At 39.3% G+C, this 19,758-nt stretch carries 21 protein-coding genes and 1 tRNA gene; 7 read left to right on the top strand and 15 right to left on the bottom strand.

Annotated elements, in window-relative coordinates; all coding sequences use genetic code 11:
- Positions 1-93: 93 nt before the first annotated feature.
- The 6 genes from EPJ89_RS07790 to EPJ89_RS07765 form a co-directional block, all read right to left on the bottom strand.
- The gene (locus EPJ89_RS07790) at positions 94-468 is read right to left on the bottom strand and encodes a hypothetical protein (protein ID WP_013853249.1); all 375 of its coding nucleotides are present in this window, start codon (positions 466-468) and stop codon (positions 94-96) included.
- Positions 469-661: 193 nt separating this feature from the next.
- Positions 662-2,758 (bottom strand): heavy metal translocating P-type ATPase, encoded by a 2,097-nt coding sequence (locus tag EPJ89_RS07785; protein ID WP_200549433.1) that lies wholly within the window; start codon positions 2,756-2,758, stop codon positions 662-664.
- Positions 2,759-2,761: 3 nt separating this feature from the next.
- Positions 2,762-3,097 (bottom strand): ArsR/SmtB family transcription factor, encoded by a 336-nt coding sequence (locus EPJ89_RS07780; protein ID WP_161637541.1) that lies wholly within the window; start codon positions 3,095-3,097, stop codon positions 2,762-2,764.
- Between the two features lie 123 nt (positions 3,098-3,220).
- Positions 3,221-5,035 carry a restriction endonuclease gene (locus tag EPJ89_RS07775; protein ID WP_200549431.1) on the bottom strand — a complete coding sequence of 605 codons (1,815 nt, stop codon included), beginning with the start codon at positions 5,033-5,035 and terminating at the stop codon, positions 3,221-3,223.
- 80 nt (positions 5,036-5,115) lie between these two features.
- A complete protein-coding gene (locus tag EPJ89_RS07770) occupies positions 5,116-5,889 on the bottom strand; it encodes an HAD family hydrolase (RefSeq protein ID WP_200549429.1) in 774 nt (257 codons plus the stop codon).
- A complete protein-coding gene (locus tag EPJ89_RS07765) occupies positions 5,886-6,764 on the bottom strand; it encodes an NAD(P)/FAD-dependent oxidoreductase (RefSeq protein WP_200549427.1) in 879 nt (292 codons plus the stop codon). Before EPJ89_RS07765 ends, EPJ89_RS07770 begins: the two co-directional genes overlap by 4 nt.
- Before the next feature lie 126 nt (positions 6,765-6,890).
- Between EPJ89_RS07765 and EPJ89_RS07760 the strand changes: the two genes are divergently transcribed.
- A tRNA-Lys gene (locus EPJ89_RS07760) sits at positions 6,891-6,966 on the top strand.
- 89 nt (positions 6,967-7,055) lie between these two features.
- On the opposite strand, the gene EPJ89_RS07755 is transcribed toward EPJ89_RS07760, so the two are convergent.
- Both EPJ89_RS07755 and EPJ89_RS07750 read right to left on the bottom strand, forming a co-directional pair.
- On the bottom strand, positions 7,056-7,781 hold the full coding sequence (locus tag EPJ89_RS07755) for a Type 1 glutamine amidotransferase-like domain-containing protein (RefSeq protein ID WP_200549425.1): 726 nt from the start codon (positions 7,779-7,781) through the stop codon (positions 7,056-7,058).
- Positions 7,782-7,862: 81 nt separating this feature from the next.
- Positions 7,863-8,045 carry a hypothetical protein gene (locus tag EPJ89_RS07750; RefSeq protein ID WP_125163686.1) on the bottom strand — a complete coding sequence of 61 codons (183 nt, stop codon included), beginning with the start codon at positions 8,043-8,045 and terminating at the stop codon, positions 7,863-7,865.
- Positions 8,046-8,148: 103 nt separating this feature from the next.
- On the opposite strand from EPJ89_RS07750, the gene EPJ89_RS07745 reads away from it, so the two are divergent.
- The 4 genes from EPJ89_RS07745 to EPJ89_RS07730 all read left to right on the top strand — a co-directional run bounded on the left by EPJ89_RS07745 (position 8,149) and on the right by EPJ89_RS07730 (position 11,864).
- Positions 8,149-8,640 (top strand): hypothetical protein, encoded by a 492-nt coding sequence (locus EPJ89_RS07745; RefSeq protein WP_228410401.1) that lies wholly within the window; start codon positions 8,149-8,151, stop codon positions 8,638-8,640.
- A gap of 86 nt (positions 8,641-8,726) precedes the next feature.
- Positions 8,727-9,758, top strand: coding sequence for a M42 family metallopeptidase (locus tag EPJ89_RS07740; protein ID WP_200549423.1), 1,032 nt, complete (start codon positions 8,727-8,729; stop codon positions 9,756-9,758).
- 243 nt (positions 9,759-10,001) lie between these two features.
- Entirely contained in the window at positions 10,002-10,820 is an 819-nt protein-coding gene (locus EPJ89_RS07735; protein ID WP_200549421.1) for an AraC family transcriptional regulator, read from the top strand.
- Between the two features lie 108 nt (positions 10,821-10,928).
- On the top strand, positions 10,929-11,864 hold the full coding sequence (locus EPJ89_RS07730) for a ketopantoate reductase family protein (RefSeq protein ID WP_200542871.1): 936 nt from the start codon (positions 10,929-10,931) through the stop codon (positions 11,862-11,864).
- On the opposite strand, the gene EPJ89_RS07725 is transcribed toward EPJ89_RS07730, so the two are convergent.
- The 6 genes from EPJ89_RS07725 to EPJ89_RS07700 form a co-directional block, all read right to left on the bottom strand.
- Positions 11,861-12,214: a response regulator gene (locus tag EPJ89_RS07725; protein ID WP_161637549.1), complete on the bottom strand. Its 354-nt coding sequence runs from the start codon at positions 12,212-12,214 to the stop codon at positions 11,861-11,863. The genes EPJ89_RS07730 and EPJ89_RS07725 overlap by 4 nt on opposite strands.
- Positions 12,215-12,218: 4 nt before the next feature.
- A complete protein-coding gene (locus EPJ89_RS07720; RefSeq protein WP_200549419.1) occupies positions 12,219-13,649 on the bottom strand; it encodes a GNAT family N-acetyltransferase in 1,431 nt (476 codons plus the stop codon).
- A 107-nt stretch (positions 13,650-13,756) separates the two neighbouring features.
- A complete protein-coding gene (locus EPJ89_RS07715) occupies positions 13,757-14,512 on the bottom strand; it encodes an AIM24 family protein (protein ID WP_161637551.1) in 756 nt (251 codons plus the stop codon).
- Positions 14,513-14,618: 106 nt separating this feature from the next.
- On the bottom strand, positions 14,619-15,497 hold the full coding sequence (gene sdaAA / locus EPJ89_RS07710; protein WP_200542873.1) for an L-serine ammonia-lyase, iron-sulfur-dependent, subunit alpha: 879 nt from the start codon (positions 15,495-15,497) through the stop codon (positions 14,619-14,621).
- A gap of 8 nt (positions 15,498-15,505) precedes the next feature.
- Positions 15,506-16,177 carry an L-serine ammonia-lyase, iron-sulfur-dependent subunit beta gene (sdaAB, locus tag EPJ89_RS07705; protein WP_200542874.1) on the bottom strand — a complete coding sequence of 224 codons (672 nt, stop codon included), beginning with the start codon at positions 16,175-16,177 and terminating at the stop codon, positions 15,506-15,508.
- 118 nt (positions 16,178-16,295) lie between these two features.
- On the bottom strand, positions 16,296-17,327 hold the full coding sequence (locus EPJ89_RS07700) for a dihydrodipicolinate reductase (protein WP_161637554.1): 1,032 nt from the start codon (positions 17,325-17,327) through the stop codon (positions 16,296-16,298).
- A gap of 80 nt (positions 17,328-17,407) precedes the next feature.
- Here EPJ89_RS07700 and EPJ89_RS07695 point away from each other — a divergent pair, with 80 nt between their 5' ends.
- On the top strand, positions 17,408-18,226 hold the full coding sequence (locus EPJ89_RS07695) for a MerR family transcriptional regulator (protein ID WP_200549418.1): 819 nt from the start codon (positions 17,408-17,410) through the stop codon (positions 18,224-18,226).
- Between the two features lie 171 nt (positions 18,227-18,397).
- Here the strand turns inward: EPJ89_RS07695 and EPJ89_RS07690 are convergent, their stop codons facing one another.
- Entirely contained in the window at positions 18,398-19,000 is a 603-nt protein-coding gene (locus tag EPJ89_RS07690) for an SIMPL domain-containing protein (protein ID WP_200549417.1), read from the bottom strand.
- 83 nt (positions 19,001-19,083) lie between these two features.
- Here EPJ89_RS07690 and EPJ89_RS07685 point away from each other — a divergent pair, with 83 nt between their 5' ends.
- The gene (locus tag EPJ89_RS07685; RefSeq protein ID WP_200549416.1) at positions 19,084-19,626 is read left to right on the top strand and encodes a hypothetical protein; all 543 of its coding nucleotides are present in this window, start codon (positions 19,084-19,086) and stop codon (positions 19,624-19,626) included.
- The last annotated feature ends 132 nt before the right edge of the window (positions 19,627-19,758 follow it).

Raw genomic sequence — 19,758 nt, 5'->3', positions numbered from 1 at the left:
CGTTTGCATTGGTGATGTACACGATACATATTATACGTTAAATCGTTTCATTTCAATTCATGATGACATAAGAAAAACTACACAGGGTGTAGTTTAGTCAGTCATTGCCCATTCCGGTAACACATTGCCACGTCGAACTAAAATCCCTTTTTGATAATCCGTTTGGTTAATAAAACGAATGGTTTCAAGTTCTTCCGCTTCAGTACAACCCCATAAAAGTTTCACTTCTAAATCTCTCTTTAAAATATCCGCGACAATCATCACAGCGTCTGCACTTGAACGTTTTAAACTTCCTTTGAATACCTTGATTTGATCTGTGTCTTCAAGATACCCATAATCAACAGGATACACCATATTCATATACTTAGGATGGTGAGACCCTTTGACTTGAGAAATTACTACATTTGTTGATAAAACGAGTGAATCGATTTTCTGCCAAAAATAACCATTGTTTAATAATTCCTGCATGTACATCATCCTTATCTCTCTACTGGTGATATTATAACCTTTGTTTCATAAAATGTAAATATATGATATTTTTCATGAAAAATGCTTACAATTAATCACACCGCTACGCAAACGGTGATTTAAAATCCAAACTTTATCTTTATATTTTTCGTAAAAAAACATGAATGCTTTGATTCATGTTTTTTGGTTTTGACTAACGTTTAACGTGCATAATGCGCATTGCATTCAGAACTGCAAGAATGCTTACACCCACATCCGCAATAACTGCCATCCACATTTTCGCAAGCCCTAAACTTCCAAGGACTAATACTAATATTTTGATAACCATAATGAGAATAATATTCATATACGTAATGCGTTGCGTTTTCTTTGCAATATCAATCGTTTCTAGAATTTGATGAGGGTTGTCATTGACCAACACAACATCAGAATATTCAATCGCAAGATCATTTCCAACCGCACCCATTGAAAATCCGACATCACTCAATCCCAACACCGCAGCATCATTCATACCATCACCTGCATACGCTAAAGTTGCATTGCGTTGTGCTTTTATTTTTGAAAATTGAGAAACTTTATCTTCTGGAAGTAATTCTCCATATGCAACATCAATCCCCATCTCTTTCGCAACGCGATCCACAACGCTTTGACGGTCTCCACTTAACATGACGCTGAAAATATGACGTTTGTGTAAATCTTCAATTAACTGCTTACTGTCATCACGAAGTGTATCATCCAATTCTATGCCACCAATTAATACATCATTTAAAACAACCAGAACGGATGTCATATCAGTTTCATAAAGACTGACATCATACCCTTCTTCTTTGACATTTTTAAGCGATCCTACAAAGACCGAATCACCATCCCAAAGGCCTCGAATCCCCTTACCAAAAACTTCCTTAACATCCGAAACACGATCTAAATTCACCGGTTTGTCGTATGCACCCACAATCGCTTTCCCAATCGGGTGGTTTGAATACGATTCTAAATGTGCTGCAATTTCTAAAACATCATCACGACCTTGAACGTCTGTAACTACAAGTTCCCCTTTTGTAAGAGTTCCGGTCTTATCAAAGACCACACCATCGACGGCTGCGAGAGCTTCAATCGATTCGCCACCTTTAATTAAGATACCTGATTTACTTGCTCGTCCGATACCCGCAAAATAACCAAGTGGAATCGACAAGACTAAGGCACAAGGACAACTAATGACTAAGAATACAAGACCCCGATAAATCCCATCATATGCAACGCCAGTTGTAATCCCCACATAAAGCATAATCACAAGGGCAAGTACAAATACAATTGGAGTATAAATACGCGAGAATTTCGTCATAAAGATTTCTGTTTTCGCTTTATTATCGGAAGATGCTTCAATCAGTGTCAACATCTTCGAGATTGTGGAATTTGAATATTCTTTCGTTACTTCCACTTCAATTGGAGATGAAAGGTTAATGGACCCCGAGAGAATCGTATCCCCTTCAAAAATATTTTCGGGCATCGATTCACCCGTGAGTGACGACATATCAAATGTTGTATTTCCTGCAACGACACGACCGTCTAGAGGAACCTGATCTGAAGGATTAATGCGAATGCGATCCCCAATCTGAACCGTTTCACACGCGACGATTTCCTCAACACCATCTACAAGTTTACGTGCAAACTGAGGACGTTTATTCAATAATGCTTTAATGGAAGCACGGGAATCATCAACGGCTTTATGTTGGAAATATTCCCCAACACTATAGAAAACCATAACACCCAAGGCTTCTCCGTATTCCCCAATGGCAAGTGCTCCAAGTGTCGCTACCGACATTAAGACATTTTCATCAAAAAATTGTTTTCGTGATAAACCACTTACAAATGCTTTGAGTACTGGCCATCCAACGACAAAATACACCGCAATGGTTAAAACGTTTAACCAACTTGCATCGATAAAGAGACGTAAAAGAATTATGAGTCCTCCCAGCCAAATAAATGGTGACATGCCCGCATCCTCATGATCGTGATTATGGCCTTTATGGTCATCGTGGGGATGTTCTTGAAGGCCCCATTCTAAGGTGACACCGATGTTCTCAATACTCTGGATGGAATTGGTTACATTCTTTACAAACGCATCATCCACGTCAATACCTTCTTTAATTTTGAGCTTTGCTTTTCCCAAAACTACATCAACACGAGCATCTTCGATATAGTCTTGCTTTTGAAGTTCGCGTTCAATTTTACCGGCACAATCCGCACAATGTAACCCTTCCAATTCAAATTTAACTTCTTTAATTGTTTTCATGATTTACTCCTTTACGTGATCCAGTGCTTGACTGAAGATTTGCATTACGTGACTATCCGCCAAGTGATAGTATGCATTTTTCCCAACTTTTGAACTTCTTACAAGATTCATCTTTCGAAGTGAAGCCAACTGATGTGATACTGCAGATTGGGTCATCCCCAAGATTGCCGCTAAGTCATCAACACAAACCGTTTCCTGAGACAAGATGGTAAAGATACGCAAACGTGTCGGGTCTGCAAACATTTTAAACAACATCGATAAATCTGTATATTCTTCTTCCGCTAAGAGTGTTTCTTGAAGTGCTTTAATTTCGTGGTGTTCCAATTCTTTTTGATCCATAAGTGTTATCCTTTCATATGAGCAGTTGTTCATGTATTCATATTATACGTTACGATTGATCAAACCACAACCCCAAAACGTCAAAAAGTGGCGATGCCATTCTTTTGCATCGCCACTTTTTGATTAAACTGTTTCTAAATCACCTAAGCGCTTAATAATATCCAAATCATGAATGCGTTTCTTACGTGTCGCATAATGTTTGATTACGCCTAAATCTTTCCCATTTAATAATTGAACGTGATGCGTTTCCGCAAGATCTCGTGCTTCTGGAGTATAGTCCGCATTGGAAAGAATTACCCGGGCATCAACGCGATCCCAGTAGGGTGATGACAAGCCATCCATAATGGATTGTTGGTCCACTCGAGAGGTCATGTATAAAATGCGAACATAGTAGGTAAACCCATCCGCTCGGTAAAGAACCATCTCGGATGGATTCACTTCCTGGTCACGTCCCAATACGGTATAACAAAACTTACTTAACAAATCTTTGGTATACTGATAAAACTGTAAATCCGTTTTAATATGAGCACATGCAAGATTTAAAGATTGATCGCGTTCCTTTTCTTCTTCGAAGGCTTGAAACGTATCTGCATATTTTAATTGATAATCGTTAAAGTACGCTTCATAGTTTCCCAGTTGTCTTAAAATCCAAATAATATCTCTTGATTTAGTGCTTTCGATTCCTACCCCTCTTCGAATGCATGCATGCATAATCGGACGCGTAATGCTTTGGTGTGCCTGCTCAGGATGTTTTGCATAGTGTTCCAACCAATAACAAATGGTGTCGTGAAGGCTCTTATCTGGATCTACAACCACATCATTAAAAATTGAACGGCCGTCTTGATCATATTTACTATGGTAAAAATCATTCACGAGATACCGGTATTCAAATCGATCACGAATCCCAGGCAAGGGATCCAGTGCATACGTTTCAACCGTCTCCTGATACACCCCGACAACGGAATCCGTTTTAAAACATGCTTCTGAAAGCATTTTATACAATGGATGACGTGTGTCTAAGTTTACTGCGATGCGCTCAAAGAATAAAAGTTTTGAAATCGCAACGGCACTTGCAATTGTCACAAAGACAGTATTAACCCGTGTTGTACGGAAAAAATTCGGTGCTCCTTCTGGCAATTCAATCGTTTCATTGAGTAAATAATCACTTAAACGATGAATTTCTAAGAAACGGTTATCAAACATACTCTTTGGACCGTTAAAGTTATAACGATCATTTTCGATTTCCTTGTTTAATCGATTCCAATCTGAAGGATCTAACATCCATTGGGTCAAGGTAATTAAATAGCGAACATCCAACCCTTTTAAAAAATGTTCATACGAATCAAAGTTTAAACTGTGACCAAAAACATGTTGAATGCATGTATCCATACGCAAGGGCTTCACAAGCTTTGCTTGGTCCTCAACCCCCCGTTGCACATCAAGAATTTTTGAAATCTGACACATCGTTTGATATGACTGGGTTTCAAGGGCATTACGAAATGCTTGTTCTTCAGTAAAATGTGTTTGTTGTTTAACAGGTCGTTTAGGACGAACACACTTTCCTGGCCAACGCCACCAACTTAAAATCCCCAGTCCAATACTCCAGACAATAAGCAGTCCCATATAGATGTAATAGAGATCAAAAACACGCAAAACAGGATAGGATAAAATCCACATAATTACGGATAAAGACGCTAACGCAAGTAAAATTTGTCCTGGAATGCACATACAAATTTCATATTTTTGACCAAGTTTGGTTAATTCACCGCTGATCATAAATCCTAAGATCATCAGCATCAGTCCCAATCCATGCATTTGAATTGATATTTCAAGTTTTCCTGGTGCGAGGAAATAAAAACATGCACCTAAAGCTAGAATTGCTCCGGCCAAAAACACAATAAAGCCAAGAAGCATCTGAAACCTCTTATAAATCTTCATAGAATTCCCCTCTTCGTCCTTTATAATAACAGTTTTTATCGCTTTAAACATAGAAAAAACAAGCAATCATGCTTGTTTCGCTATTTTTTATTAAAAAGTGTGGAGAGTGCGTCACCAACGCTAGAATAATGTGCTACACCCATTTCTTTTACCAAGGCTTCTCCCGTAGAAATTACAAACCCCTGAAATGCTTTAAGCATTGGAACATCATTATAACTATCCCCCATCGTGTAGATGGGCCCTTTGTAGTCATAGTAATCGATTATCTTTTGAAGTCCGGTTGCTTTTGAAATCCCGTGAGCTCCAATATCCACAGCACAAACATTCTGATTCGCCTCAACATGCAACGCACCATAATGTTGATTAATATGATTGGTAAGTGCTAAGGCTTGCCTTGGTGATGATGTCACAACATACAATGCCTGAACACCACGTTCTTGTTTTAAAACATCTAAATCGGTAAGCGGGATATTGGGGACCATAGAATGGGCGGATGCATCCAAATACAATGCCTGAACACCACGTTCTTTTTTTAAAACATCTAAATTGGTAAGCGGGATATTGGGGACCATAGAATGGGCGGATGCATCCACCACAGATTGATCTAAATCACTGATAAAAATTTCTTGGTGATCATGGGTTAACACGACACCCCCATTAATCCCGACAATAAAATCAACCGGAATATTATAGGCTTCAATCTCAGCCTGAATGGAATGAATCGTACGGCCTGTGACAATTCCAAACTTATTTCCCAATGCTCGAAATGTCCTAATGGCCTCAAGATCGTCGTGACTTACCGTTGAGTTTCGAAAGAGCGTGCCGTCATAATCCGATGCGAAAATCTGAATCACGCCGTCAAACCCCGTTTAATCCCACGGATATAACTGATCATGTTCATCCCGGCAATACAACCATCCCCTACAGCTTTCGCAATTTGTTGGACCCCAAACGTACAATCTCCTGCGGCATACAACCCTGGCATATTCGTTTCCATATTCTCATTAACAAGAATCCGACCATTTTCAACACCTAGACCTAATTTATTTGCGAGATCGGTGCTGGTAGCAGAACCAATGGCAACAAAAATACCATCCAATTCTAAGATACCTGATTCCATTTCCACGCCCGAAACCTTTTCCTCACCAACCACGGTCTTTACTTTTTCTTCGAGAATAATACAACGGTCATCAAAAGTTCCTGTGATTGGCTCACCATTGGTCAATACATAGACTTTCGATGCTACCTCTACAAGTTCCGCTGCTTCATGAGCTGCATACTCAGCACTTCCAACCACGGCAACCGTTTTACCGCGATAGAAAAATGCATCGCATACTGCACAATATGAAACACCACGTCCATTATAATTACGGATCTTACGAATTCTTGGAATGTTTCGGTGAGACCCCGTTGCTAACAACACACTGATGGCTTTATACGTCTCATGAATCGTTTCAACAACATAAGTTGCTCCATCAAAACCAATGGACAACACTTCATCCGTCACAACTTCAATGCCCAACTCAATGGCTTGATCAATCCCACGTTGAACCAATTCAACACCACCAATTGAGGTGAATCCGTAGAAATTATCCACATCCCGTGCCGTTTCACTTGCGCCTAAATCTTTACCAATAACCGTTGTGTTTACATTCCCGCGTTTAAGATATACGGCAGCTTGAATCCCCGCAGGTCCTTTGCCAATTATTAATGCATCCGTTTCTTTCATAGATATCTCCTTCAAACTCTTTCAATTATATGATATATGATTTTCGCATTCAAGTTTGATGTTTTTGAAAAAAATTAAAGTTTTTATTGAATTTAAAAATCATAGCGTTATAATATAAAGGCAAACGCTCCGTTAGCTCAGTCGGTAGAGCAACTGACTCTTAATCAGTGGGTCCACGGTTCGAGCCCGTGACGGAGCACCATTGAGTTTATTACACCACTTTCGAGTGGTTTTTTTATGTTCAAGCAAAAACAGTTGGCGGTTCCAAACGAAACACCAACTGTTTATTTTTTAAAGATTCAATTCAATTTCCAAGACGTCATCTTCATGAATTTCATGCTTTTGAATCGTACCATCAACATGCGTCAAAACATACGCTTTACAGTGATTATGTTCTTTAAGAATATGTGCTTTCGATCCTTCGTAAATCATCGCAACCCCATTATCCAACGCAATCCCTGGTACAGATGGATATGCTTTATAAAATGCATCAAATGTCTCACGACCTGGCTCATTATAGTGTGGTACATGAACTGCTTGAATAAAACCAAGACCTGATGTCATGATGAACTTCCAATCTTCCTTATTATCAAAGGACTCTGAATCACTATGACTGTATTGGTACCAGCAATTGGACCCTGCACTAAGACCTGCGAGGATAATTCCACGGTGATACGCATCTTTTAACACATGATCAACACCCCGTTGACGCCATACTTTAATCATCATACGAGTATCCCCACCACCAACATAAATTAAATCGGTATTTAATAATTTATACTGAATGACAGCTTGAGATGGAGACTCCGACACAAGTTTTAAAACGTCTACAACACTCCCAAGCGCTTCAAATCGTTGCGTGAGCGCCTCGATATATTCAACACGATCTGAGCTCGCAGTCGGTAACACAAGCACGCGTGGCTCCTTCTTTCCGGTCATTGCGATTAATTCCTTTTCGATCGCGGGTGCACTTCCAAATACATCGGTGCCCCCACCGATTGTTACGATTGTTCCCATAAAATCACCTCTTTGATATATGAGATTAACACAAGATTGCTTAAAACACAAGAAATTTAAAATGCCACTCAACCCACAACTCTATTTGTGATCTTTATCTTTTAGACCCAATAACCCATAAAGAAAGTGTTCATTCAACATTATAAATACAAATAAAATTACAACGATTCCCGTAATCTTTACTTCCAAGTCGAAAATCATAAAAAAGATTGCACATACGATAATTTCTACCGACCAAATCATGATTTTTTTTGAATCTTTCATAGCGATCACACTCCTCCATACATTATAACACTCTCATCTCAAAACCAAAATAATAATTGAAGGTCTGCTTTATGTAGCGTATGATAATCTCAAGAGATTGGAGATGGAACGTATGTTGAAGGTTGTTGAGTTGGAAAATGAAATTGTACATCATTCCTTAAAATTAATTGGCAAACGCTATACAGAAGCAGATCAGGAAAATGGTATGTATCAAAATCAATGGAAGACATGGTTTGAAGCTGATTTATTTGAGGATGTTATGAAAGAGTGTGCACCACATTATGCCTCACCCATTGGTCTTATTGCGGAAGATGATGCATATTGGATTGGACAAATTTTTAAACGTGATGCACCGGTACCAAAATCTTATGAGTGTTATGATTTACCGAATGGCGTCCTTGTGAACGTCTTTATTGAGGGGTCAACACGCAATGGTGAACTCTTTGAAACACCACTTGTTGATTTCGCTTGGAATCATTTAAAACAAGCAAATGTCATTGAAGCAGAACGTCAACCTAAAGTTGTTTTGGAACGGTATGAATATTTTGATCCCAGTCAAGAAACAACAGTCATGATTATTGGATTTGTAATTTAGAGCGTAGTTTATGCTCTTTTTTTATGGATAACCTATGCTTAAAACATCATCTATGGCATAATACTTGTAATATAAAGGAGACACTTATGAAACATCTAATCCATGATTTAGAAACACTTTTAAACATTAAAAGTCCTACTGGAAATACTGAAGAAGCTGTATTATTCTGTGAGAAACGCTTCCAATCATTAGGCCTTAAAACTTATCGAACCGTTAAAGGTGCACTGATTGCCACATTAGAGGGTGACTGTACCGATAAAGAAGTTACGTTATCCGCACATGTAGATACCTTGGGATGTCTTGTTAAAGAGATTACATCCGATGGTAAACTTCGTCTTACCCAATTAGGTGGTTATGCATGGGCAACGATTGAAGGCGAACATGTCGCAATTGAAACGCTATCGGGCCGTTTTTATTCTGGAACAATTCTTACAAATGTCGCATCCTCTCATGTACACGGATCACTGACATCCACAACAGAGCGGACTCAAAAGAACTTAGAAGTTCGTATCGATGAAAAAGTTAAAACATATGATGATGTTATTGCTTTAGGCATTAATGTTGGAGACTATGTTCATTTAGATCCACGTTGTCAAGTAACTGAGAGCGGCTTTATCAAATCCCGTCACCTGGATGATAAGGCGTGTGTCATTGCTTTATTTGGTATGGCTGAACATTTTGTATCCACAAAAACAAAACCAACCTACACAACCAATTTCTTTATCTCTACATTTGAAGAGGTTGGACATGGATCAAGTGCCGCAATTCCCGAAAAAACACTTGAATTCATCGCAGTCGATATGGCTGCACCTGGACAAGGTCAAACATCAGACGAATTTTCAGTGACAATCTGTGCGAAAGATAGTAGTGGTCCTTATGATTATGACCTTCGCAAACGTCTTGTTGCCCTTGCTTCACAAAACAAAATTCCTTATAAGATTGATATCTATCCTTACTATGGCTCCGATGCTTCGGCTGCATTACGTGCAGGATATGATTTTAAAGCAGGACTGATTGGTCCCGGCGTTGATGCATCACACAGCTTTGAACGGACACATGAAGAAGCCATTCAAGCGACCATCGACCTTGGAATTGCCTACCTCACCTCAACATTTTAACCAAATCCTTTGATTTGGTTTTTTTTAAGCAAGATTTCTATCTTTTAAAGAGATGTTTAATTTGTGAAATGAAACCAATAAAGGACAAAATAAGTCAATTTACCGCTAATATAGATAATATACTACGCATTTATTGTGAACACTCTGAAATTTGTAAGCGTTTACTTGACACTTAATAAAAGCAAGTCTATACTGAAAATATAAGATAATGATATATAAAGAATTGTTTAGGGGTGCTAGGGTATGAATAATCTTTATTTCGAACATTATAGTTTTAGTCGTGCAGATTCGCCATTAATTGTGGAACATTGCGAATTTGATCTTTCAACTGCAACCAATGCCTTTTATTGGCATAATGACTTTGAAATTATTTTAGTCAAAACGGGTCTGTGTGAGATTGATATTGAAGATGAGGTCTTTACCGCAATGAAAGACACGGTCGTCTTTATAAATCCTGGGCAAACACGACGAATTGTACCAAAAACAGAAGGTATAACACTTGATCGTTATATCATTGATCATCGTTATCCGGAAAATTTTAATCTGGATTTGGAACATAAACAGTTTGAAACACTCTCACTTAGGCAAGAACTTGTAGCCATTTTACATGTAATTTCGCTTGAGTACGATGCGAGTGTTAATGATGCAACATCATCTCTAAATCCTTTAACCTATTCCCTCTTTGACATGCTGGTTAAATATCAACCACGCGTTCCCGTTCATACTGATCGCAAACATTCAAAAATTGATATCGTAAAACAAGGCATTCAGTATATGCATAAAAATTATAAAGAGGAACTTACACTTGATCAAATTTGTCGTGATATTGGAATCAGTAAGTTTTATTACTGTCGTCTTTTTAAAGAAGAGACCGATACGACAATCAACAACTACCTCAATGAGGTACGGTGTCATTATGCTTATGAACTCTTAAGCGAGTCAAACCTACGTGTGGGCGAGGTTGCTAAAGCCTGTGGCTATAATTCAACTTCTTATTTTACCAAAATATTTAAGCATTTATTTGGCTATCCTCCTTCACATGTGGAGAAAACTGTCGTCTAGTCCTTATTTAAAAAGCAGCTGAGTCCGTCGGCTGCTTTTTATGTGCACGTCTTTCTCATATTTTCTAAGATGATGTTACAATACTTGTGAAAGTAAGAGGAAATTGTAATGAAAATATTATTTGCAGGTGCGGGTGCCATGGGTGCGCGCTTTGGTGCCCTATTGCACCGTAGTGGTAATGAAATTGTTTTTGCGGATGGATGGCAAGCACATCGTGATGCAATCAATGAACACGGACTCAAGATGATTATTGATGGCGTCGATGAAGGCTTTGTTCAGATTCCAGCGGTTTCACCAAGTCAAGTCGAAGGAACCTTTGATCTTGTCTTTGTCTTTACCAAAGCGATGCATCTTGATGCTATGATGCAAGACATCAAACACGTTATTACCGACAACACACGCGTAATCTGTTTATTGAATGGATTGGGAAATGTTGAGGTTATTGAACGATATGTTCCTCAAGAAAATATCTTTTTAGGGGTAACCGTATGGACTTCAGGTCTTGGTGGCCCTGGAATTGTTGATGCAGTTGGGTCCGGTGCTATTGAACTCCAACAAGTTCATCAAACCCAATCACCCTTTAATAAAACACTCCTTGAGACCTTAAACCAAGCTGGACTTAATGTTGTTTACAGCGATGATGTGAAACAATCAATCTGGAATAAAGTTGCATTAAACTCCGTACTCAATACATATTGTACCTTAATCGATTGCAACGTAGCGGAATACGGTCATTATGAAAACAATCGTATTCTTACTGACTTAGTTGTGGATGAAGTCATTGCGGTTGCCAATGCTGAAGGGATTCTTTTGGATAAGGATGCTTTAGTCGCTAAAATTGAAGCCGTCTACGATCCACAAAAAGCCGGCAATCATTATCCTTCCCTCTACCAAGATATGGCAGCAGGGCGTAAAACAGAGATTGATTATCTGAATGGAGCAATTGCCCGTTTAGGTGCAAAACACGGAATTGCGACACCGGTATGTTTGGCGATTACACATATGATTCATGCTAAAGAAGGCGTAAAGAAAACACATCATTAGATGTGTTTTCTTTTTTTATACTCATTAATTAACGTGGTGATACGCTCAAGGATCACCTCACAATTGTAGGGCTCAACAATATAGTCTTGCGCCCCTTGGACTAAAAGTTCGAGCGTTCGCTTCGGACGGTACCGTGTTGTTACGATGACAATAGGTTTGTGATAATTTTCCTTAAGCCATGGGATGAGGGCTGCACCATCGTGATCACAATAATCTATATCCACGAGGAAGCAATCCGTATCCTCTGATTGAAGTGGAAACGTATGGATAGTCTTCACACACCATGTCGGATCAAAACAATCGAGTAGGTTGGGAATATCATGATGACTTATGATTGTGATTGTATACATTTCATTAACTCCTTGATTCATTGTGATGCGTCGTTTTAATTTGAAAGCGTTTATCGTTAATGTTGATCGTTTTAAACCCATCAAGGGCCCTATCGATCGTGGATTCAATAATAATATAAGGAATTTGATGGTATATTGCAATCTGTTCTGCGCAATCAATCATTATTTTTATCAATAAATCGTCACGCACACTTTCAAGGCTTTCGAAGCACTGTATCATCATTTGGGTCTCACACTCAAAATTGTAAGCTAAATAACCTAGGATTGATTGGGACGATGCGATTGTAATGAAACGCTGTGTTTCACTCAATGTATGCGTTGGAAAGCACGCTTGAATTTTTGTTATGCATTCAAGGCTTTGATGTGCGGGCCACACATATGTCTGATACCGTTCATGATGCCTTAACTTCCATTGTGATCGAGTTATTCCATAGGATACCGAATCATAGTAAACACCTTGATAATAGCGGGCTTTTTTTATCACTGCTTCGCGGTTCATACCCAATTTGTCACCAATACGCTGCATCCCGATATTTCCAGACCATGTCACAAATCCAATGCGTTCGATTTCATAAAATAAAAACGCTTCATGAATTAATAGTTTCATTACTACGGTCCCAATTCCTTTAAACCAAAAAGATTCATCAAAAAGATCAAAACCACTATTCATCCAACGCGTACGTTGATCTTGCCAGTACAAGGAAGTCCGACCAATAATCACATCATCATATAAGATTACCCGGGTGCGGGGATTGTTGAGGTAGAAAGGTGCTTCGTTCTCAAGAAATTCACGTAAAGACTTTTGTTGGTATTCCTCAAAATAAGGTGCATCCAAATCACACCACGCATAATGCGGCTCTTTCGCTGACAACTCCCAAATACGCGGTAAATCTGTATGGCGAAACGGTCTTAGCTGAAGTTTCGATTCAATAAAACTTTGTTTCGGTTTAAACTGTTTTCGAGTAAGGGCAAGCACCCATTGACTTGGACGATACCCTTCGGGTGGATCCACCGCAATAAACCCCAAAGACTGATAGAGGTGAATGGCACGATGATTTTGTGGACTTGGATCAACATATACATGGGTACATGATGTCTTTTTAAACACTTCATGAATGAGCCAACTTAATGCGTAACCACCCACATGAAAACGATTGTACAGTTTAATATCAAGTTGCGCATAAGTATCAACGACCCGATAGAAGAGTTCCCCGACATAGTCATGGTTTTGATATACACTAAAATGAACTGAATTGTGATTTAAATGAATCTGTTGGTACCATCGTTGCATGGCTTCATCATCCAGCAACAATCCCGACTCAAAGCCAACATGATGCATTATTTCAGGGTCAGCCCATAACTGCTGGAGGTTCTTTAAATCCTTTTCCTGTGTAGGTTCAATCGCTATATTTAGACTTTGTTTATGCCAATTCATCACTTCACCTCTTTTCTAAAGAAAATATACCATAATGATAGGTTTTTAGGTAGCATCTGTTATTAAAAGGGACTCAAAGGATACAAAAAAAAGAGTCAGTGACTCTTTTAGGCAATCGGCGCAAGCAATACTTTACCTGTACCACGATACACATTCACAAATCCTTCGCCTGAAACGGCAGAACCCATTAAACTTTTGGTAGATTTTTCGACACGGAAATCCAAGGATCCAGACCATGCAATCGCAAAGTTTCCATCAATTCGAATTTCATCGTCTTGAAGTTCCACTACAATCAGTTCTTCACGAGGGACTGGGCTTTCTAAAACCGCAACACCATGACCTTCGAGTGCAAGGTTAAAAAGACCTTCTCCACCCATCATTGCGGATGATAAATTCCCACGAGAAACAACTTTTTGTTTGATATCTGAATCGCAGGCAAGGAATAAACCATCTTCAAGCACAATTTTTCCCCAATCTTCAACACGTTCAAGCAGAATGTGTTTATATGTCGGTTCTAACATCAAATATCCCGTTCCGGAGTATCGCGGTTTCGCAGCAGATTCTTTCGTTACAGAACCTTTGATTGCTTTTCCAATAAAATCCCCAACACCTTTCACATCTGCACCCATCTTCACATCACCGGCAGACCATTGCATCGCACCAGCACTAACCGTTACGGCTTGATTTTCCAGTTGAACATAGACTTGACGCTTACGAATATTCATCTCGGATGCATAATATGCAGCAATCGCATTTTCGGCACTCACACTTAAATCCTTTTGGTATTCCAATACTTTAAAACAACCCATGGAAGCAACTTCCACAATATTACTGTTATCCTGTAAATTTTTAATTTGAATCATTATCTTCTCCTTAGAATATAAGGCTATCCTACCAAATTTTATAGCGAGAAAGTGTTTAAACGACCTAAACCGCTCAATTTTTGTGCTCAATGAAAAAAAAGACTGATTATTCAGTCTTTTCGTTTCCAAATATTGCTTCCGCAAGGGCTCTTCCTTCAATTGTATCCGCAAGACCCCCTTCACCGGTTTCTCGGAATTTACGCGGAAGTTCTTTTCCTACTTTATACATTGCTTCTACCACCGTATCCGGTGTCAAGGCACTCTCTACACCGGCAAGCGCCATGTCGGCGGATACTAAAGCTTGTGACGCACCCAAAGCATTTCGTTTAACACACGGCACTTCCACAAGGCCTGCGACAGGATCACAAATTAGACCCAACATATTTTTGATTGTCATCGCAAAAGCATGGGCGCACATCTTTGGTGTTCCCCCTAATACATCCACAACCGCAGCACTTGCCATCGCACTGGCGCTGCCAATTTCAGCTTGACAACCCCCTGTAGCACCTGCAATGGACGCATTATTCGCGACCACCAAACCAAAACCTCCCGCTACAAACAAGAAATTAATTTCTTGTTCGCGTGTAAGATGATAACGTTCTGAAATTGCCGATAATACTCCCGGCACAACACCGGCACTCCCCGCCGTTGGCGTTGCGCAAATGATACCCATCGCAGCATTCACTTCGTTCGTTCCAACTGCATTTTGAACCGCAGTCATCACCGTCGGTCCACAAATCGTTTCACCATGACTTAAATATTTTGAAATCTTGGTTGCATCACCACCCGTTAGACCCGTGGTCGATTTTACACCGCGTTTCCCCTGCTCAATGGTTCGTTTCATAACATCCAGTTGTGAACCCATACGTTGAACGATGACATCGCGGGATTCTTCGGAACGCTTCATTTCAAATTCAATAATTGTTTCAGATAAACTTCCACGCTCTGTAGCAGTATCAACTAATTCTTGGATAGATTTAAACATAATATCTCCTATTTCGCAATGTAGAGAACTTCATAAATATTCTCCACACATCGTAAGCGATCCAGTGATGTTTCCAAATCATCTTGATCCAGTTCAATCACCATATACGCTTTTTTTCCTTTTTCCTCACGATCCACTTTCATGGAACCAATATTAATGTGCATCTCACTGAGAATGGTTGCGACCTTCGCAATCATCCCAGGACAATCCTCATGAAAAATAAGAATTGTTGGGACACCCCCATCGATTTCCACTTTCGTACCATTGATCTCGGTAATCTTTACATTTCCGCCACCAATCGATATTCCTACGACTGTACATTTACGCCCCGCTTTATGCATTACAATTTTTGTAGTATTGGGATGATCCACCTTATCCACTAAAGGAATAAAGGTCACCTTCATCCCTTCTTCTTGTGCAATGAGAAGGGATTCATGCAAGCGCGTATCATCGGGATCCATCCCCAAAAGACCGCCCGCTAACGCAACATTGGTCCCATGTCCCTTATACGTTTTCGCAAACGATTCATATAAATAAATATTGGCTCGCTCTGGACATTCTCCAAAAATACTGCGAGCTATCTTTCCAATCCGCGCTGCTCCAGCAGTATGAGAACTGCTGGGTCCGGCCATAACTGGTCCAATAATATCAAAAACAGACTTAAAATCTTGACTACTCATAATGGACCCTCCTTACGCACATTATAACGATTTTCACTACGTATCACAACATCTTAAAACATAAGAAAAACACTTTAGTTCAAAAGGGCAAACCAAAGTGTTTCTTTGCTTATTGTTCTTAGAAATCGTAGTGATCGATTGGATACGTGAGGTAATGAATTTCCTCAAGTTTTTCGGCCGTGATAAATCCTGCCGGTGCATCGAGCACTTGTGGTATACGGTTTACAACCGTTGCACACGTATGTGCTACCGTATCCGGTTTTTCGACTGAGAATACTACATCTGGGTCTCCGACAATCTTCCATTCACAGAGATCCCCATCATTCTCACCGTAAACCTTCCCAATACATTGAACTTCCAGTTCTGGGCCTTGATGTGTAAGGATTGTGGTGACCGCAGACATACCAATCGCATCCCCCGCTGGAATTTCACGTCCTAATGTTTCTGAATAAATTGCATGATCTAAAACATACGGAACACTTTTTTGTGAAATGGCCTTAATGGTCCATCCCATTTTTGCGCAGATGCCCTCGCCTGCATTCCACATATAGCTTGGCAAACTTTCTGCTTGCGCAATTTCTTTTTCAAACGTCTCAAGATCATAACCAGCACCGTGTGCTTCCGCCAGTGCAAGTCCATAATCTTCTACATTATAGCTAGCCGTTCCATACATCTTCTCAATACGATTCACACCGCCTGCAACAAGACACGGCATGTTAATCCAATAGATATCTTGCATACCACTTCCCGTAATGGTAACATTGTAATCTTTCGCAAGACGATCAAGGCGATTAGTTTCTGATGGTGCGGTGGTCCATGGATAAATTGCTTCTTCACAAGTCGTAATGACGTTTACACCATGAATTGCGCATGTTTCAAAAATTGAGTACATATCGTTCATATAACTAAATACTGTCACGATCGCAACATCTGCATCACATTCTGATAATACCTTATCAGCATCATCGGAAATCAGTACACCGGTTTTACGTCCCAAATTCGCAAAGTCACCGACATCCACCCCTACTAATTTCGGATTCGCATCAATCGCTCCCACGATTTCTGCACCGTGATCAACTAAATTACGAACAATCACTTCGGCCATTTTACCACAGCCATATTGTATAACGCGTACCTTTTCGTGTTTCATATCCAATCCTCCTATTTCTTGATATATATTTCACAACTATAGTATAATCTCTATAGTAAGGTGAGAGTCAAGGAGGGTTTATGCAAAAATTAAGAATCGGGGAAATTGCCCGTTTGAATGATGTTTCCATTCAAACATTACGGTATTATGATGAAATCGGTCTTCTCAAACCGGCTGCGATTGATCCAGAAACGCATTATCGCTACTATACGATTGAACAGTCTGCAACGTTGGATATGATTCAGTTTCTTAAACGATTAGACTTTAATCTCATGGAGATTCATGACATTCTAAAACAAAAAATCAGCCTTGAGTCTTTGAAGGCTTCCCTTAAATTAAAAGAAGAACAACTTCTCGATGAACATCGATCGATTATCCATCAAATTCAGTCAATCCATCGTTTTATGGAAACCACCAACTTGTATACACAAAATATGGATAAGCACTGGATGGAAATCAGCTCGTTTCATGCACGCCATATCTACCGTTATCCCATTACACAAAATATTTACGAAATGTCGATTGATGCCTATGAATATGCGTTGCGCGACTTTAAACATCATCTAAAATCGAAAACCCTTTTTAATCGAGTCGGTTCCATTATGTCCAAGGAAAACTTTATCCGGCAACACTTTGACTCGAAAGAACTTTTTGTCTTTGTCGATGATCCAGCTCAAGCTAACGACAGCCTCCCACAGGGGGATTATGCCGTCTTTTTCTGTCAATCTTTTGAGGATGAAATAGAAGCAATGCATACCTTTCATCAACTCATCAATGCGCAAAACCTTGTCATTAATGGGGATTATATTTGTGAAGTACTCTACGAAATGCCCAATACCAATTCTGGTCGTCGTGATATGTTTATTCGACTTCAAGTCCCTATATTACTTGATATCTAAAAATGTATGGGTACTTTGATCCCCTATCGTTACGCTCGAACGGTTTATGTTTTTTCAAAATCATAAAAAAAATTTCCGTTTTCATTATTAAGTGATAAACGGAAATTTTGGATTGTGATGAAACGTTGTGGTTTCATTAAACCAGTTCTTCGATATTAAGTACGTTAAATATTACTTAATTTCCCAACTCATGACAATGGATTGTGTCACGGCTAAGTCATTTGCAGTCATCGTGGAACCCATCATATCCGCACTGGCCATACGATGCATTGGTCTTGCAGTAGCATGATTCACGTACTCCATATTACAAATATGACCCAATCGGATCCCTGAAGTATCCGCAATCAATTTCGCTTTATCGGTAGCTTGATTAATCGCGAGAATCAAGGCATCATTATCTGCTTTGGTTGAATCTTTTAAGAAATACGAAAGACTGAAATTAAAGTCATCACTGGTTCTTAAATGATCTAACAACTCCGACATCTTCGTAAGATTAATACTATCTTCAAAAACAAGGCGTTGCACACATCGGAATAATTTGGGTTGATTTTCGGTGGGTTGGAGGATGGAAACCTCGATCCCTGACGTTTTAATCAAACTGGTATTAAACTCTACGCGCTTAAAGGCCTTCACAATATTTTCATATTGTTTTTTTAATGCATCAAACGAACTTGCGTACGACGAATCATCTTGTACTAATTCATAGCTAAAACGCATCATATCTGGTGTTACGTAGATACTGCCCGATCCTTCAATCGTTAATTTACTACTCATATCAATCACCTCTCTCTCTAATAATACAGTATAATAGATGAAATAAAAGTAAAATGTGCTATATTTTAATAAAGGAGTCAACCATGAAAAAATTTAATCTGAAACAAAAACTCATTGTGAGTCTAGTAATGCTTGCGATTACCCTAATTACCTTTGTTGTGATGACCTTTTTCGTTTTTAGAGTTCCATTCCAAATGGATCTCTTATTAAATGAAGTCGTTCTCGCACTTGTCGTATCCGTCTATGCATTTTTTATTATAAATATTGGATCTTGGGTAAGCGTTGTATTTTTTATCCTTGGAATGCTTGCATCATTTTGGGCCCTTGCGTTCTCGGTAGCTCGGTCTGGTGGCAATGCAATTGCATTCAATGGTCTATTTATATGGATTATTGTGATGTTTAGCTCGAATCTTATTGGATTAATCTTAGATTTAGTCTGGAAATCAAAACGAAAAGCAAAACGCGCAGAAAAAGCTAAAAATGATGCACTCAAACAAGAACAGTTTGAGGCAAAACAAGACGAAGCAATTGCTATTGAACCGCAAACGGAAGAGCATCCCACCATTCATCTCAATGATATTACAGTGGATGAACCGCTTGATGAAAAAGAAAACAACGTTGATTAACGTTGTTTCCTAAATTCAAATCTCAACCGCACCACCCAAGGTGCGGTTGTTTTTGTATAATAAAAGGAGCCCACCCGACTAAAAGGAGCTCCCATATGAAGTATAAACAATTAGATAAAAAAATGAAAGACC

Origin of the sequence: Erysipelothrix sp. strain 2 (EsS2-6-Brazil) (assembly GCF_016617625.1) — a bacterium.
Taxonomy (GTDB): domain Bacteria; phylum Bacillota_I; class Bacilli_A; order Erysipelotrichales; family Erysipelotrichaceae; genus Erysipelothrix; species Erysipelothrix piscisicarius.
The sequence above is the reverse complement of the archived record's forward strand: the minus strand, read 5'-3'. Positions and strand labels throughout refer to the sequence as shown.

Bases quoted from the DNA above. Each gene is read 5' to 3' on its own strand.
- EPJ89_RS07790 (WP_013853249.1), bottom strand. From the start codon at position 468: ATGCAGGAATTATTAAACAATGGTTATTTTTGGCAGAAAATCGATTCA.
- EPJ89_RS07785 (WP_200549433.1), bottom strand. From the start codon at position 2,758: ATGAAAACAATTAAAGAAGTTAAATTTGAATTGGAAGGGTTACATTGT.
- EPJ89_RS07780 (WP_161637541.1), bottom strand. From the start codon at position 3,097: ATGGATCAAAAAGAATTGGAACACCACGAAATTAAAGCACTTCAAGAA.
- EPJ89_RS07775 (WP_200549431.1), bottom strand. From the start codon at position 5,035: ATGAAGATTTATAAGAGGTTTCAGATGCTTCTTGGCTTTATTGTGTTT.
- EPJ89_RS07765 (WP_200549427.1), bottom strand. From the start codon at position 6,764: ATGAAAGAAACGGATGCATTAATAATTGGCAAAGGACCTGCGGGGATT.
- EPJ89_RS07755 (WP_200549425.1), bottom strand. From the start codon at position 7,781: ATGGGAACAATCGTAACAATCGGTGGGGGCACCGATGTATTTGGAAGT.
- EPJ89_RS07750 (WP_125163686.1), bottom strand. From the start codon at position 8,045: ATGAAAGATTCAAAAAAAATCATGATTTGGTCGGTAGAAATTATCGTA.
- EPJ89_RS07745 (WP_228410401.1), top strand. From the start codon at position 8,149: ATGGAACGTATGTTGAAGGTTGTTGAGTTGGAAAATGAAATTGTACAT.
- EPJ89_RS07740 (WP_200549423.1), top strand. From the start codon at position 8,727: ATGAAACATCTAATCCATGATTTAGAAACACTTTTAAACATTAAAAGT.
- EPJ89_RS07735 (WP_200549421.1), top strand. From the start codon at position 10,002: ATGAATAATCTTTATTTCGAACATTATAGTTTTAGTCGTGCAGATTCG.
- EPJ89_RS07730 (WP_200542871.1), top strand. From the start codon at position 10,929: ATGAAAATATTATTTGCAGGTGCGGGTGCCATGGGTGCGCGCTTTGGT.
- EPJ89_RS07725 (WP_161637549.1), bottom strand. From the start codon at position 12,214: ATGTATACAATCACAATCATAAGTCATCATGATATTCCCAACCTACTC.
- EPJ89_RS07720 (WP_200549419.1), bottom strand. From the start codon at position 13,649: ATGAATTGGCATAAACAAAGTCTAAATATAGCGATTGAACCTACACAG.
- EPJ89_RS07715 (WP_161637551.1), bottom strand. From the start codon at position 14,512: ATGATTCAAATTAAAAATTTACAGGATAACAGTAATATTGTGGAAGTT.
- sdaAA (WP_200542873.1), bottom strand. From the start codon at position 15,497: ATGTTTAAATCTATCCAAGAATTAGTTGATACTGCTACAGAGCGTGGA.
- sdaAB (WP_200542874.1), bottom strand. From the start codon at position 16,177: ATGAGTAGTCAAGATTTTAAGTCTGTTTTTGATATTATTGGACCAGTT.
- EPJ89_RS07700 (WP_161637554.1), bottom strand. From the start codon at position 17,327: ATGAAACACGAAAAGGTACGCGTTATACAATATGGCTGTGGTAAAATG.
- EPJ89_RS07695 (WP_200549418.1), top strand. From the start codon at position 17,408: ATGCAAAAATTAAGAATCGGGGAAATTGCCCGTTTGAATGATGTTTCC.
- EPJ89_RS07690 (WP_200549417.1), bottom strand. From the start codon at position 19,000: ATGAGTAGTAAATTAACGATTGAAGGATCGGGCAGTATCTACGTAACA.
- EPJ89_RS07685 (WP_200549416.1), top strand. From the start codon at position 19,084: ATGAAAAAATTTAATCTGAAACAAAAACTCATTGTGAGTCTAGTAATG.